Source organism: Alteromonas sp. KUL106, assembly GCF_009811415.1.
GTDB lineage: Bacteria > Pseudomonadota > Gammaproteobacteria > Enterobacterales > Alteromonadaceae > Alteromonas.
Window position 1 is genome coordinate 11848 of the sequence record NZ_BLIG01000052.1, and the last position, 15276, is coordinate 27123.

The 15276-nt window shown below is 44.0% G+C and carries 13 protein-coding genes; 8 read left to right on the plus strand and 5 right to left on the minus strand.

Annotation, left to right across the window (positions count from 1 at the left end; genetic code table 11):
* The first annotated feature begins 136 nt into the window (after positions 1-136).
* From GVO63_RS18095 to glnG, 3 genes are all read left to right on the plus strand, one after another.
* The gene (locus tag GVO63_RS18095) at positions 137-754 is read left to right on the plus strand and encodes a DUF4124 domain-containing protein (RefSeq protein WP_159581705.1); all 618 of its coding nucleotides are present in this window, start codon (positions 137-139) and stop codon (positions 752-754) included.
* Positions 755-884: 130 nt separating this feature from the next.
* The gene (gene glnL, locus GVO63_RS18100; protein WP_159495323.1) at positions 885-1970 is read left to right on the plus strand and encodes a nitrogen regulation protein NR(II); all 1086 of its coding nucleotides are present in this window, start codon (positions 885-887) and stop codon (positions 1968-1970) included.
* Complete coding sequence (gene glnG / locus GVO63_RS18105) at positions 1960-3369, plus strand: nitrogen regulation protein NR(I) (protein ID WP_159581707.1); 1410 nt, start codon at positions 1960-1962, stop codon at positions 3367-3369. Before glnL ends, glnG begins: the two co-directional genes overlap by 11 nt.
* 82 nt (positions 3370-3451) lie before the next feature.
* Here the strand turns inward: glnG and GVO63_RS18110 are convergent, their stop codons facing one another.
* On the minus strand, positions 3452-4591 hold the full coding sequence (locus tag GVO63_RS18110; protein WP_159495325.1) for an HD-GYP domain-containing protein: 1140 nt from the start codon (positions 4589-4591) through the stop codon (positions 3452-3454).
* A 204-nt stretch (positions 4592-4795) separates the two neighbouring features.
* On the opposite strand from GVO63_RS18110, the gene GVO63_RS18115 reads away from it, so the two are divergent.
* The 3 genes from GVO63_RS18115 (at position 4796) to GVO63_RS18125 (ending at position 6879) form a co-directional block, all read left to right on the plus strand.
* A complete protein-coding gene (locus GVO63_RS18115) occupies positions 4796-5521 on the plus strand; it encodes a 1-acylglycerol-3-phosphate O-acyltransferase (RefSeq protein ID WP_159495326.1) in 726 nt (241 codons plus the stop codon).
* 32 nt (positions 5522-5553) lie between these two features.
* Positions 5554-5952, plus strand: a complete 399-nt coding sequence (rraB, locus tag GVO63_RS18120; protein ID WP_159495327.1) for a ribonuclease E inhibitor RraB — start codon at positions 5554-5556, stop codon at positions 5950-5952.
* Between the two features lie 111 nt (positions 5953-6063).
* Entirely contained in the window at positions 6064-6879 is an 816-nt protein-coding gene (locus GVO63_RS18125) for a choice-of-anchor H family protein (protein ID WP_159581709.1), read from the plus strand.
* A gap of 140 nt (positions 6880-7019) precedes the next feature.
* Here GVO63_RS18125 and GVO63_RS18130 read toward each other — a convergent pair whose 3' ends face one another.
* The 4 genes from GVO63_RS18130 to GVO63_RS18145 all read right to left on the minus strand — a co-directional run bounded on the left by GVO63_RS18130 (position 7020) and on the right by GVO63_RS18145 (position 10945).
* The gene (locus GVO63_RS18130) at positions 7020-7229 is read right to left on the minus strand and encodes a hypothetical protein (RefSeq protein ID WP_159495329.1); all 210 of its coding nucleotides are present in this window, start codon (positions 7227-7229) and stop codon (positions 7020-7022) included.
* A 63-nt stretch (positions 7230-7292) separates the two neighbouring features.
* Positions 7293-8141 (minus strand): SPFH domain-containing protein, encoded by an 849-nt coding sequence (locus tag GVO63_RS18135; protein WP_159581719.1) that lies wholly within the window; start codon positions 8139-8141, stop codon positions 7293-7295.
* Positions 8142-8525: 384 nt separating this feature from the next.
* Complete coding sequence (locus tag GVO63_RS18140) at positions 8526-10019, minus strand: methyl-accepting chemotaxis protein (protein ID WP_159581711.1); 1494 nt, start codon at positions 10017-10019, stop codon at positions 8526-8528.
* A 62-nt stretch (positions 10020-10081) separates the two neighbouring features.
* Positions 10082-10945: a diguanylate cyclase gene (locus GVO63_RS18145; protein WP_159581713.1), complete on the minus strand. Its 864-nt coding sequence runs from the start codon at positions 10943-10945 to the stop codon at positions 10082-10084.
* Positions 10946-11144: 199 nt separating this feature from the next.
* Between GVO63_RS18145 and GVO63_RS18150 the strand changes: the two genes are divergently transcribed.
* Positions 11145-12428, plus strand: coding sequence for a PotD/PotF family extracellular solute-binding protein (locus tag GVO63_RS18150; RefSeq protein ID WP_159581715.1), 1284 nt, complete (start codon positions 11145-11147; stop codon positions 12426-12428).
* Positions 12429-12481: 53 nt separating this feature from the next.
* Positions 12482-15181: an ATP-binding protein gene (locus tag GVO63_RS18155; protein ID WP_159581717.1), complete on the plus strand. Its 2700-nt coding sequence runs from the start codon at positions 12482-12484 to the stop codon at positions 15179-15181.
* Positions 15182-15276: the final 95 nt, after the last annotated feature.

Genomic DNA, 15276 nt, shown 5'->3' on the forward strand with positions numbered 1-15276 from the left:
CAACATCTCAATCATTCAAGCGAAGTAGCGCCATTTTATTACGCTACAAAGCAGCGTACTGCGCGTGAGTGTTGAGACTTGAACTAAGAAATAACGCGAGCGCTCACTGAATAAATTGATAACTAGGTATCTAGACGTGCTAAACAAAACGCAAAACATCTACCTTATTCCGTTGCTTCTTGTTTTAAGCCATACATCTTTGCACGCTACGGCTGTTGCTCTTAACCAAACAACAACCCCACAAACCACAGAAGCATCTAACAATAATGAAGAGGCGTCTCTTAGCGCAAGCGCTTCCCAAAAGGTTTATAAGGTCGTTGCCGAAAATGGCGACGTCATATATACAGATAAACCTCAGCCAAATGCTGAACCCCTTTTATTTGACGGTCAAACTCAAAATGTTGTTAAGGCTGTTAAAGTCCCCCCTCCTTCCCCCTTACAACCCGATAAACCAAAGCCCAACTATAAGGTCGTAATAAAAAGCCCAGCCCCAGAGGCAACGATTAGAAATAATCTTGGCGAACTCACCATTTCAGCTGCTCAAACTGGTGCACCCAAAGCGCCAATTTATCGCTTGATATTTGATGATGCCCCAATTGCTAGCAATAATTCTGGTATTTTTAAACTCTCTGGTATCCATCGTGGGGCACACACGTACAAAGTTGAACTAACTAATAATACGGGCAAGACTCTTGCATCGTCTCCAGTTCAAACCCTTTACCTTCATCAGGCATCGGCGTTAATTAATAACTAATAGCGTGCAACCGTTGTTATGTAAGCGCACCAAGGAGGTTCAGTGAATACTCTTCACTCATTTCTTTATTCGCGCTACGCATCATTGCAAGCTACAATGCACAAATATGGTGCAAAGGAGACAAGCTCGGATGCATTCAACCGAGTTAGAGACACAACAGCTAATTAATAGCCTCAACACGGCACTCGTTATGGTGGACAGCAAGCTCACCATCGTTTATGCCAATCATGCTGGTGAGGCATTATTTGAAACGGGGTTGAAACAGCTTATTGGGCACCTGCTTCAAGATTTTTTCCTACCCGGCACAATAGAAACAACACGATTAAAGGCCGCTATAAGAAAAGGTGAAGACTTCACTGAGAACGAGGTAAAACTAGCATTTAGGGATAATCGCTACGTGTCTGCAGACCTCACAGTGACTAACTTACATTTTGATGATGGGCCTCGTCTTCTCTTTGAAGTTAAAAAGATTGACCAGCAAAAACGTATTTCGCGAGAGAACTTACAAAATGCTCAGCATTACGCTGCCCGTGAGCTCGTTCGCGGTCTTGCTCATGAAATCAAAAATCCATTGGGCGGTATTCGTGGCGCTGCACAGCTTTTAGAAAAGGAACTCGCTGAGGAACATAAAGAGTTTACTCGGATGATCATCGAGCAATCGGATCGTCTGAGAAATCTTGTTGACCGTCTATTAGGGCCAAATTCCCTACCTCGCTTTACAGAAAGTAACGTGCACCAAGCGCTAGAAAAAATTCGCAGTCTAATGCGGTTTGACTCTGATAATCCTATCACCATCATTCGCGACTATGACCCTAGCATACCGCCTCTGATGCTCGATCCGGATATGATTCAACAAGCCGTGCTTAATATCGTTCGAAACAGTGTACAGGCGCTGACCGAAAGCCAAACGCCTAATCCGGAAATAAGGCTGATAACCCGTATCGAGCGCCAAATGACAATTCAAACAAAACGTCATGCACTTGTAGCAAAAATAAAAATTATTGATAACGGCCCGGGAATTCCACCGGAAATCAAAGATACGCTTTTCTATCCCATGGTTACTAGTAAACAAAATGGCTCTGGGCTGGGTTTATCGATATCACAAACCCTCATTAACCACCACGGCGGCAAAATCGATGTAGACAGCTACCCTGGTCACACTGAGTTCGTAATTTATCTACCAATAGATCGTAAGGAGACAGACGATGACGAATGAGTCTGTGTGGATTGTCGATGACGACAGTTCTATTCGTTGGGTGCTGCAAAAGGCCTTGCAAGCGGCAGAAATTAGCTGCTTGAGTTTTGAAAACCCTGAAGATTTATTGCTTCAACTTCAAAGCGGCCAAGCCCCAGAGGTCATCATTTCAGACATTAGAATGCCACAAATGGACGGCATGACATTATTGAACGAAGTGCATACTTCACACCCTATGCTACCGGTTATTATAATGACGGCGCATTCAGACCTTGATAGTGCAGTAAACGCTTATCAAAAAGGGGCATTTGAATATCTGCCTAAGCCATTTGATATAGACGAGGCGGTAACGTTAACCCAGCGCGCGCTTGCACATTCCAGAGAGCAATCAACGGTTTCCAAAGCGCAAGTGGAAGACGTGGTAACCGAAATAATTGGTGAAGCCCCTGCCATGCAGGAAGTGTTTCGTGCCATAGGTCGCCTGTCTCGCTCTTCTATAAGCGTGCTTATTAACGGTCAATCGGGTACGGGTAAAGAGCTTGTGGCGCACGCGCTTCACAGGCACAGCCCCAGAGCAAGTAAACCTTTTATTGCGCTTAACATGGCCGCTATTCCCGCCGATCTAGTAGAGTCCGAACTATTCGGACATGAAAAAGGCGCGTTCACGGGCGCACAAGCAGCCCGACAGGGCCGCTTTGAACAAGCCGATGGCGGTACACTTTTCTTAGACGAAATTGGCGATATGCCACTAGATGTACAAACCCGTCTCTTGCGCGTGCTTGCTGATGGACAGTTTTATCGTGTCGGTGGTCACCAGTCAGTAAGTGTAGACGTACGCATTATTGCAGCTACCCATCAAAACCTTGAGCAGCGCGTTGCGGATGGCAAATTTAGAGAAGACTTGTTTCACCGATTAAATGTTATTCGTGTGCACCTTCCGTCGCTTAGCGAGCGTCGTGAAGACATTCCCCTGCTCACACGTCACTTTTTACGTCGGGCGGCAAAAGAGTTGGATGTAGAAGCAAAAAGTATTTCTAAAGATGCTGAGCGCGTAATGTCTCAACTACCTTGGCCAGGAAACGTCAGACAATTGGAAAACGTATGCCGCTGGCTTACGGTTATGGCAAGTGGTCAGGAGGTGTTGCCTAGCGATTTACCACCAGAAATTCACGGTGATAGCTCAATAGAAAAACCAAGTACAGAATCGGGTGAATGGCCTGATTTACTCGCTACCTGGACGGATAAGCAACTTCGCGATGGCCATCACAACATTTTAAACGACGCCATGCTTACGTTTGAGCGCATCATGCTTGAGCGAGCACTTCAGCACACTCACGGTCATAAACAAGATGCGGCTAAACGCTTAGGTTGGGGAAGAAATACGTTAACGAGAAAGCTTAAAGAGCTCGGTGTGAATTAATCACCCTTTGACGTTTGGCATAAAAAAATAGCAGGAACACAATCCTGCTATTTTTTTGAATGACTTACTGACACTGTAGGACCTAGTGCCCTTTGGTAAGTAACGCTGTCATTGCCTGATTAAACAGCCTCACCCACTTCATACTAAACTGGCCTTTAGCGCTGCGGTTAATTTCAATCACCGCCTCTTTTTTGGATAAAACCTTGTCTTCGTTATGCGCTCTAGGATGTGTCATGGCGTCATAAGTATCTACAATCGCGAGTAGCTTAGCACCTTCGCAGATGTCGTCCTCTTTTAACCCAAGCGGGTAACCACTTCCATCTGTGCGTTCGTGGTGCTGCATTACAATCTTTCTCGCCATATCCCACTGGTCGAGGTGCTCTAACAGTCTTGCGCTCTTGTAGACGTGAGAGCGCATAAGGTTAAACTCGTTATCGCTTAGTGCATCACCTTTATGAAGCAACTTAAGCGGCATAAAGGCCATACCAAAATCGTGAACATAGCTGGCAACGGCGAGCTGATCTTCATCAACAGGGTTTTCGGCGACGTCGTTGATATACATAGCAAGCTTGGCGACTCGGTCACCTCGGCCGGTCCAATACTCTGAACGGCGCTCTATGGACTGCATAAGATCGCGAAAAAACAGAATGTCCTGCTTTTTTTCGCTGCTGATATCTTTAGGTATGCCTGTTGATGCAAGAGAGACTGGCTTGGTTTGAACACTAGGCTGTTCATTATCGTCTACCACTCTGTCGAGGGCTGGATTGAGCAACAGTACGGCTTCTGTCAGGCGCTTTTCATGGTCAGATGAATTGTCGGGCGTTACACGGCTTATCGCTAACACAAGCTGGTTATGAAGATTATCATCATACTCTGCCTTACCGTTCGCCATGACGCTTTCAACAAAGGCTTTAACCCTATCCATGGTGAGTAATACCAAATCACTCATTGTGCTGGTGTATGAGACCTGTCCTTTGCGCAAGTAATCCAAGAGGTCTTCAACGTGCTGTAAAAGTGGGATCATAGGAGAAAAGTTAACTAAGCCTAAATCTCCCTTAATTGTGTGAATTGAACGAAAAAGCGCACGCTGCAAGTCGTTATCTTCAGGACGAAGCTCTAATTCGATCAGTGTTTGCTCACTAGATTCGTAGAGTTCGTTTATCTCCTCCATTAGGTCAGCAAGAATATCTTCTTCTAGGTCATCTGGAGTGAATGTTTGCATATACTATTTACCGAGTTAGGTTCGATTGCGCTTCTTCTTATTGTAATTGGGTATCGGCAAAATTTCCTCATACTAAAGGTGATAAACGTAATGACTTTTTAAATTAAAAGAGGGTTCTTAGATTAACGCTGTAAAAACTCATCGGACAAGTGTACGCTGAAACTTCATCTATACTGCGCGCGTCAATTGAATCTAGGAGTTGTTTTGATCGCTTTATTTCGCATTCCAGCACTTTTTATCTCATTTTTGCTAATCAACATCGTTCTGCTGATCATTTGCATTGTGCGTCCATTTCACAAAGATAACGTTCATGCGGCGGGAAGTTTGTATTCGCTTATGGCAAAAATTGTGGGTTTAAAGCTCATTATTAGAAAGGACCCATCCGTTAAAATTAACGAGCCCTATGTTTTTATTGCTAATCATCAAAATAGCTTCGACGTCATAACCATATGCAAAGCCGCTTTACCAGGCGTGGTCACTATCGGAAAAAAGAGCTTAAAGTGGATCCCTATTTTTGGCCAAATATACTGGCTATCTGGGAATATTATGATCGATAGAAAAAATTCAGGTAAAGCGCGAAATACACTAGACATCGCCGCAAACCGCATTGCTAAAAAGAAAACATCAGTGTGGTTGTTTCCAGAAGGCACCAGAAGCAACGGTAGAGGTATTCTTCCCTTTAAGCAGGGTGCTTTTCGCTTGGCTAAAACGACGAATGAGCCAGTCGTTATGGTCACTGCCAGTAACTTACATAAGAAAGTAAAGTGGAATCGTTGGGATAACGGCATTGTGCTTATTGATATTTCCCCCCCAGTTCCCCTTACTGAAGAGCAGTCTATTAAAGAATGGATGGTACATTTCAACGAACAAATGAAACAAAAATTCGAGACGCTCAATACTCAGGTCGCTGAACTAGAAAAAAGCAGGTAAACTTGCGTCAAAATTGCTAATGAGTGTTTATTATGACCCAGTTCGATGAAAGAGAAGAGTGGTACGCGTTTAATCAAGAAACCATTGATGCCCTTTTAGAAGACGGTAGCCAAGCTGACGCCGATTATACCATTGAGCACCATTTCGCCAGCACCGACTTTGATGTTCTAGAAAAGGCGGCAGTTGATGCCTTCAAAGCTGGATTTGAAGTCACTGATGCGGAAGAGCTAATACTCGATGATGGCGAAACCATTTTCTGCTTCGACGCTGTTGTAGAAAGAAAGCTTGATATCGAAAAACTTAACAGTGACTCTGACGCACTGCTAAAAATTGCCGACAAACACGACGTTACCTATGATGGTTGGGGCACGTACTTTGAACCTCGTGAAGAAGGTGATTACGAAGAAGAAGACCACTACTTCGACGACTAAATTTCACTATCCGCTTCAACGCTGAGCGGTCATTAAGTTACCCTTCAGCTTTCGTTCATCTTTTTCCGTCAACAATGACACTGTCATTATCGATTGGAAAAGGATGGACAGATGAAAAACGTCATACGAGCGCTTACTGCTTATTCTGCTATCGCCACGTTACAGCTTGTGCTTTTGTCACCCGCGCACGCAAATACCGATAGTAAATCAGAAGAAAAACAGGTTACCTCAAACGAGTTTCGTTACGACAAACCCTTTGAAGCCGCTGGTTCACTCTTGCCTAAAACCACGGACGGCCTACCAAATGAAAGTGTTGTTGAGCACTCTACCAACGGCGTTGCCTCACAACAAAATACACCCAGTAAGACCAACAAACATCAACATCATCTGGGTGTGAATAAGTCATCAAGCGACATAGTGATTAGCAGCGTTAATGAATTCTGGATTTATGAAAGCTGGGTAACGCTTGAGCAAGACATAGACTACGACGGCTATCACTCTACCTTTTCAATTGAGTTTGACGCCGATACTATATTTACACGAGCACCGGTATACGCTGTCTTGTATTTAGGCAGGGATGGTGTTTACGACGCTATTCACGTGTCGTCTGAATTCTATATCTATTCAGAAGATTCAACGGATACCTTTACCATTGAAAGCTCGTTAGTCTCTGGCTTTCCACCCGATGAATACGACATATTATTGGAGCTATACGATGCAGATACTGAAATGCTTGTGGCCTTTACCGATGCTTACGACGACGGTGCACTAGCCTACATTTCTCTTGAAAGTGAAAACTACGAATACGTTGTAGAAGATACGGTAGTGATAGTGGAAGAACATGGCGGCACATGGACTGTTTTCTCACTCTTGTTGATAGGTGGGCTTGCATTTATGCGCAGATGGACAGCCAAAAACCCTCTTTAAATATAGTTTAGTATATGCCTTTCCCCAGAGCTGCAGTTAACTGCAGCTTTCTCTTTCCTTATTTTGATTGTGCGCTTATCCACAACATTAGGCGCAAGCGCTAATCAAAATGTCGAAAATATCGTAACCTACGGTCCAAACTAGGTATTGCTATTGTTAACTGAATCAACAACTTCTACTTCTACTGCGACTTTTTCAACGAGCTTCACTCTACCTTGCTTCACAAGCGCTTGCCGAAGCACATATTCAATTTGTGCGTTAACGCTCCGTAAGTCGTCAGCAGCCCACCTTTCCATAGCGGCAAGTACATTTTCATTTATCCGAAGGGGATACGCTTTTTTCTTTGCCAAAATAAAAACCTTATGTGCCGCAGCAGGTTTCTACGGCACGAGAATTAAAAACTGAAAACCGAATTAATAAATTGTACCGGTATTAATGACTGGCTGCGTAGATTTATCTCCGCAAAGTACAACCAAGAGGTTACTTATCATTGCCGCTTTACGTTCTTCATCAAGCTCTACTACGCCTGTTTCGTTTAAGCGTTGAAGCGCCATTTCTACCGTGCCCACAGCGCCATCAACAATGAGCTTGCGAGCAGCGACAATTGCTGACGCTTGTTGACGCTGTAGCATGGCACTGGCGATTTCTTGAGCATAGGCAAGATGACTAATTCGAGACTCCAAGATGGTGATCCCGGCTTTCGCCAAACGAGCCTGAATTTCTTGTTGTAACCGTTCTGAAATTTCTATGGGGTGGCTGCGAAGAGCCACTTCAGCTTGTTCATCATCACGAGGATCATAAGGGAAGCTACTCGCCATGTTGCGAATGGCTGACTCACTCTGAATTCTTACAAAGCTTTCGTAGTCATCGACATCAAATACGGCTTCTGCAGTGTCTGTCACTTTCCAGACAATAATGGATGCGATTTCAATGGGATTGCCTTGATTGTCATTAACCTTTATTTTTGCGCTCTCGAAGTTGCGAATACGAAGCGAGATATTAAGTCTGCGAAAAAGTGGAATCGTCCAGCGCAGTCCTACGCTGGAGACGGTTCCTACATAGCTCCCAAAGAACGTCATCACTTTAGCCTGATTGGGCTGGACAATAAAGAAGCCTGCCCACAAGGTACCGACCAATAAACTTAACACCGCGCCCGCTTCAGCATTTCCACCTACGGCGTAAAAAAAAGCCGCTACTTGGGCGATTAGCAAAATGCCAATCATCAAATATCCATTGACTGAAAAACCTGTTTTTTCTTGCATGTCGATTACCCTTGATATCATTTTGATATCTTTATAACGCAGAGAAAGAAATTTAGCGAATAACGAAGTGTTACGATATGTTTCTGGTGGACTTATTCAAACAGATACCTTAATAGCAGTCCGCTTAGATAATTGCCCACCCAGCGAGATTTAAAGTATTAGTAATCGCGGCGTATTACCGCAGTGATAGTGATTCTACATCAAGGTGACACAACAAAGAGTACGGACATCTTAAACTCGCCCTTTGGGAATAAAGCACGGCGATCGAGAGTCAAGAGGACCGAAACATAAAAAAAGCTGCTCGAAAAGAAACGGCAAGCGTTCTTAGGGCGCACTATCGGGCAAAATATCTACACTCCAATCCTTATCTGAACATGGATGACGTTACACTTTGAAGCTTTTTAGATCTTGTTTGATCTGTTGACTCAACGAACTTAACTGCTCAGTTAACACCGTGGACGACTTCGCGTTTTTAGCAACATCAACCGTCAATTCATTTATTGAAAACACTTTGGTGTTAACGTTTGTGGTCACCACGCTCTGCTCTTCGGTAGCCGTCGCCACACCAGAGTTCATATCATTGATGATTTGTATGTTTCTTATTATATCTTTGAGCGCTTCTATAGCATGAGACGACTCTTCGATTGTGTCTCCCAGCCTATCTTTGGTGGTGGACATCAGTTTATTGGCGTCCTCAGATGACACTTGCAAATCATTAATAATCACTTCTATTTCTTTTGTAGAGTCTTGGGTACGCTGAGCAAGTGCTCGCACCTCATCGGCTACCACGGCAAATCCGCGGCCTTGTTCTCCTGCCCTCGCAGCCTCAATAGCAGCATTTAAAGCCAACAAGTTCGTTTGCTCCGCGATGCCTTTAATCACCGTGAGTACGGTATTAATGAGTTCACTTTTTTCTTTTAATTCAGATATTTTGTTGGAGGTCTCACCGATACTATTGCCCAAACTATGAATATCATCTACGGTTTTTTGAACTATTTGATTACCCGAGTTTGCAAGTTCGTTACAACTTTTCGTTTTGTCAGACGTTTGCACTGCGTTGTGAGACACCTCTTCAGTCGCTTTGGACATTTGACTTAAAGCAGCTGATACCTCCTCAATTTCGGCTAATTGAAGCTGCGTTTCCGTCACATTGTTATCAGAATGCGTTCGTATCTCTTCAGCACATACAGAAAGACGCTCCGCGTTTTCAACAATGCCCTTCACCAGCAGCTGTAAATTTGCGACAAACCGGTCGAAGGTATCTGCAAACTGGCCAACTTCATCGTTCGTTTGGATATTAAGACGTCGTGTAAGATCTCCACCGCCCTGGGCAATCTCAGACATTGCCGCTGACACTTTGCTCAAGGGTAAAAGTACATATCGCGATAAAACAAACCAATTCGTTCCGCCCAAAACAGCAATCAAAACTAGCCCTATGACTAGAAACATCCATTTCGCCGTTGAAAGAAGCGCTTGGTTGGTATCGAGCAAGTAAGAGACTTGAAGGTAACCGATGTCTTTTTTGCCCTCCCACAAAATTGCGACTTTCGCTTTACTTACATCGTGTGGCTCTGCGTTAGCCTCTTTGTCTACGGCGCTTGCGATCGCTTTCCCCCTGTGGTCGAACGCTTCTATTTGCAAAATATGGGGGTATGCCACAAAAGAAGACAGAATATCTTCGGTAAGCTCGTTATCGTATGCAAATATTGGTTCTTGCATAACAATCGATAACGCTTGATTAGTATCGCGTATTTCCTTTTCTAATTGCTCGTCGAAATACTGACTGGTAGCAAAGTAACTGAAGCCAAACACCACCAGCATGACAGCAAAAGACACAAGAGAGAGGGTTACCATGGATTTTTGTTTTATCGATTGCATGTTTTTATCCGTAAATTGTCCCGAGTAATTCACTCGCATTTTTGATTAGCTCAGAAACGCTATTACTGTAATTTTTTTATATCTAACCAGAATTCAGCCCTGTCTAGCGGTGTATCAGGATGTAAATGAGGGTTGCCCACGCGAAAAACCGTTCGGTCTTCAACCTTTGCCTTAGTGAGCACATCTTGAATCATTGGATTATTGAAGAAGAGCTCATCGTAACTCCCATCCTTTATGGCTGTTTCAAACCCACTGTATATAAGGTTGTGAAGTCGTTCGTTACTCTTATTGACATAGAAATACATGGCATAGGGATACACCAGCATGACGTTGCTATCTACCACAAGGTCAAGATGCTTGTGGTTTTCAGCCTCAATAAAGGGTTCGTGTAACGCTCTTGGAAAATAATCAAACCTTCCCCCTTCTAACATCGGGAACAAGTTTTTATATTTAATTGTCGTCACTGTGGGTATATCGGCACTTTTTAGAATCTGTGTATCCCCCCAAAACCGTCCCTGCCCTGCTTCAAATTGCAGCAGATCTTCAAAGGTTTGAATAGTGGCAAAACGCGCTTTGTCTTCCTCTCGAATTAAGAAAATACGATGTCCTAATAGCCCTTTCAGTACGGGAATTCTAACGGCTTGCAGACGTTCGTCTTTTTCTTTGTCTCCGCCCGACCACATCACATCAACGTTTTCCGACTCCACTTCACTGACCAATTGAGCTTCGTTAAGCACTTCAGGTAGCGTTGACAACGTTATTGATGGTGCACTTTTACTTAGTGCCAGCGCTAAAATGTCGTAAAGAATTTGCTCTTTTTCTCCCTGCACTTTTGGCACGACTACCGATTGTGCGTTTGCTATAGAGAAAAACGTAAAGAAGAAATAAGTAAGCAGTAGAAAAGCGTGCTTTCGCCAAACCTTCATTAACCAAATCTCCATTCAAAATTAATACAATCTCAAAAGCATAGTACAATGCTAAGCACTTAGTGCTTTTGAATAAAAAAATTTCGACTTTTCATTCTATTGCCACGTTTATTTTTTACCGAAACCAAACATTTTTTGGTAACTCTATGAAATCGATGCCAGAATAAAGCAGGTCATCGTTTATTATGGATGTACGCATATGCCTGCAAGTTTTAATAACAACAGCAAACCTTCACCAACACGGCGAACCCTGCTTAAGGGCGGCCTAGCGTTTGGTTTAACTGCAGGCGTCACTCCTTTTGCTATTGGAAAACCGAAGCCCACCCTCCGTGTGATGGGTACACATGTCACGCTGCAAGAAGCCATACGCCAACGCGCCATGGAAGATTTGGGCATAAACATAGCTTTTGAGCCAGGCGGTAGTGCAGCGGTTCTTCAGAAGGCCTCCATGCTTCCTTCTTCATTCGACCTCTATGAGCAATGGTCCAACAGTATAAACGTGCTGTGGCGGGCTCAGGCTATTCAACCTATAGAAAAAAAACGTCTGATTTATTGGGAAGAAATAAACAACCTGAGCAAAACCGGCAAACTCACCAAACATGCACGGGAGGGCGCAGGCGATGCGCCTCATAAAATTCTCAATGTTCAAGGTAACGGCACACTCGGTGAAAAGCATACAGACACAATCAGTTTCTTACCCTACGTGCATAACGTCGATTCTTTTGGCTATGACACCACGAAACTTCCTGTAGAACTTCGCGATCAAGAAGAAAGCTGGGGATGGCTATTAGACTCACGGTACTCAGGAAAGGTGGGCATCGTTAATGATCCCACTATTGGTTTATTTGACCTGGCCCTTGCTGCACAGGCTAAAGGTTTTATGCAGTTTGAAGACATTGGGGCAATGACTGAATACGAGCTGGATGATTTGTTTAACCTTCTTATAGAGTTAACACAATTAAAACACTTCAACGGCTTTTGGACGTCAGTCCCCGAATCAGTCGAATTTATGAAAAGTGGCCGAGTTGCCATCGAAAGCATGTTCTCACCCGCCGTTTCCGCACTCAATGGTCAAGATATTCCTGTCACATTTGCGGCGCCCAAAGAAGGTTACCGAGGATGGCACGGCGTAATGTGTTTATCCTCGGCGACGCAAGGCCGAGTGAAGGATGTAGCATACGAATACATGAACTGGTGGTTATCTGGCTGGCCTGGCGCATTCATAGCTCGACAAGGATACTATATCTCTAACCCGCAACGTTCGGCATCATATTTATCAGACGCTGAATGGAATTACTGGTACGCGGGAAAAATTGCGTCAGAGCCTTTAAAGGGACCCGATGGCAAGATAAGTGTGAAAGCGGGAGCACAGCGAAATGGTGGCAGTTATGAAAGCCGCTTAAGTAACGTTGCAGTATGGAACACCGTTATGCCTACCTACGAGTATTCTTTGCAAAAGTGGTACGAATTGATTACCGCATGATGTCTCTGAAACAAGTATGACTATCAAAATGGAATAAGGCTTTGTAAGTTCACATGTTATCGTCAATTCGTATACAGCTCATCACCGTCTTTCTCGCATTGATCACCTTAATTTTGGCGCAAGGGTTCATTGCTCGTAAAAACCAAGATGTGTTAAGTAAAGGAGTATCATCAGCCGCGAAAGCCGTGGTCAATGTTGGCATTGTAAAAGAGCTTGAGCGTGACGTCGTAGATTTACAGAGAAATGTCCTCATTTTTAAAGAGAATGCCAGTAAGTCTGCCATCACTCGTTTTAATCGCTTGATGGTAACGATTAATAGCAAATTAGATACGCTAGACGCTGCAGAACGCTCAAAGGGAAAAGAAGGTGACAGGGACATACTCTCGAGGATGAGAGACCACCTTAATGCTTATCAGGAAAACTTCTCGCAAGTTGTCAATGCGCGCTCAGAAAGGGACAATCTCATTGCGCAAGGTACACTTTCAGACATAACTTACCTTAACGGGTTATTGGATGAAGCCTCAACAACAAATGAGGTTTCACCTGTCGTCGTTGAGGAAGCGAAAGCCTACTTAATGCTTGCGGAAAATGCGATGTTAAAGTATCTGATGAAGCCCGATATGAGGTTTGTTCAGTCATTCAACGAAGCAGCGGATTCATTAAAAAGCCTCAAACCTTCTGAAGATGAGCGCTTTCAACAAAGAATGGATACAATCACCACTAAAATTAAAGCCGACTTTTTTAAACTTACTCAAATTATTCAGGGTAACTTGTTTCTCGTTAATGTGGTTATGGCCGGCTCAGCCAACGAGTTTCTTTATCTAAGCGGAGAGCTTGCTAAGCAAGTAAGCACCAATTCTGAAGTCGCCACCCAAAGAACCTATCAAATCGCAAAAAGTACCCAGCGCAACGGAGAGCTATTTTCCCTTATCGCTATACTGCTGGCACTATCAGCAGCTCTTTTTTCAACGTTCCGCATTCTTGGCCCTATCCGCTCCATTACCTTGGTCTTTAATAAGCTCTCAAAAGGCGTTCAGATCGCCAATATTCCGGGCAGTAGCCGAAAAGATGAAATCGGAAAATTAGCAAGAGCAGCACTGGTTTTCAGTGATAAGAATCGCCAAACTGAAAAGCTGTTAGATGAAGCGCGAAGCATGAATACGCAGTTAGAAAGCTTGAACCGTGCATTGACGGAGTCCAAGATTAAAGCCGAACGGGCTACGGCTTCTAAAAGTATGTTTTTAGCCAACATGAGCCACGAGATTCGTACTCCGATGAACGGTATTATCGGTTTGATAGAGCTTGCACAGCAACAAGCATTATCACACACGGTGAAGGGGTATTTAGATAAAGCAGCGTATTCAGGACAAATTTTACTGAGTGTAATAAACGACATACTCGACTTCTCAAAAATTGAAGCTGGCAAGTTAAAGATAGAAGAAGTCAGTTTTTCGCTTCACTCGCTTTTTGATAACTTGATAGCGGTGATTGCCTTACGCGCCAAGGAAAAGAACTTATCCGTTCACTTTACGGTTAACCCATCACTGCCCCCACAGGTTATTGGCGACCCACTGCGCATTGCTCAAATTATCATGAACATCGGGAATAACGCCGTCAAATTCACCGAACAAGGTCAGGTTGATATCACGTTTGATGGCAAGCTAAACGAGAAAGGAAATGTACTTAATCTCACGATGGAGGTCACGGACTCGGGTATAGGGATGAGTTCATCGCAGCTTGATAGAATATTTAAACCCTTTACTCAAGCCGATGGTTCAACGAACCGCAAATACGGTGGCACGGGCTTAGGCTTAGCTATTGTCAGCCAACTCACAGAACTCATGAACGGGCGGCTAGATGCTCAGTCTATTGAAGGTAAAGGAAGTACGTTTAAAATTGAATTACCGTTAAAAGCATTTAAAAATCAGCCGGGAGTCCTAGAGCAAACCCCTCAGCTTCCCCAAGACAGTCTGTACATTACCGAAACGCCCTTGCTGCCTTCGACCTATTGTGACCAGATCCAGCTGTCGCAAGGGCGACGTTTATCGTTTGACGAGGCACAACGGAGCCAGACGCTCCCCGAATATAAGGTTATTGATATACCAGATTTCAGTACTTTCAGGCAAAAACTTGCGTGGCTAAAAGGTCTACACGAAAAAGGTAAATCAGTAGGCCTGGTTTTCGAAACGGCGGGAACGGCACTTCAGGCAAAATACGAAACGCTTTGGGACGGACCTTCAATTATGCACCCGTTTACTCCTGCGCAGTTTGAGCGTTTTGTAAACCAGATAATTTCAAAAGACGCTACATACGACACCACCAATTTTGACAGTGAGGGCACAGAGAGTGTCATCGAAGGGCACGTGTTATTAGTTGAAGACAACAATATAAATCAGCTTGTTACTGGCGAAATGCTGACGAACCTTGGGCTTACTTTCGATATTGCGGAAGACGGGAAACAAGCCGTTCAAAAAGTGGAAAATGCTCCCCAATATGATCTTGTGCTGATGGATGTTCAAATGCCGGTTTTGGACGGGTATGAAGCTACCAGACTGCTTCGCGAGAAAGGCTTCACTGCTGTGCCTATTATTGGTCTTTCCGCAAATGCAATGAAAGAAGACAAGCAAGGAGCGCTGGACGCAGGTATGAACGACTACCTTACAAAGCCCATCAAACAAAAAGCGCTTGTCGCTATGCTAAAACAGTATTTAATGCCAGTCCGCATAGATAATTACCCACCCAGCGAGACTTAAAATGTGCGTAATCGCGGCGTGTTACCGCAGGTATAGTGGTTCTACATCAAGGTGACACAACAAAGAGTACGAACATTTTAAATTCGCCCTTCGGG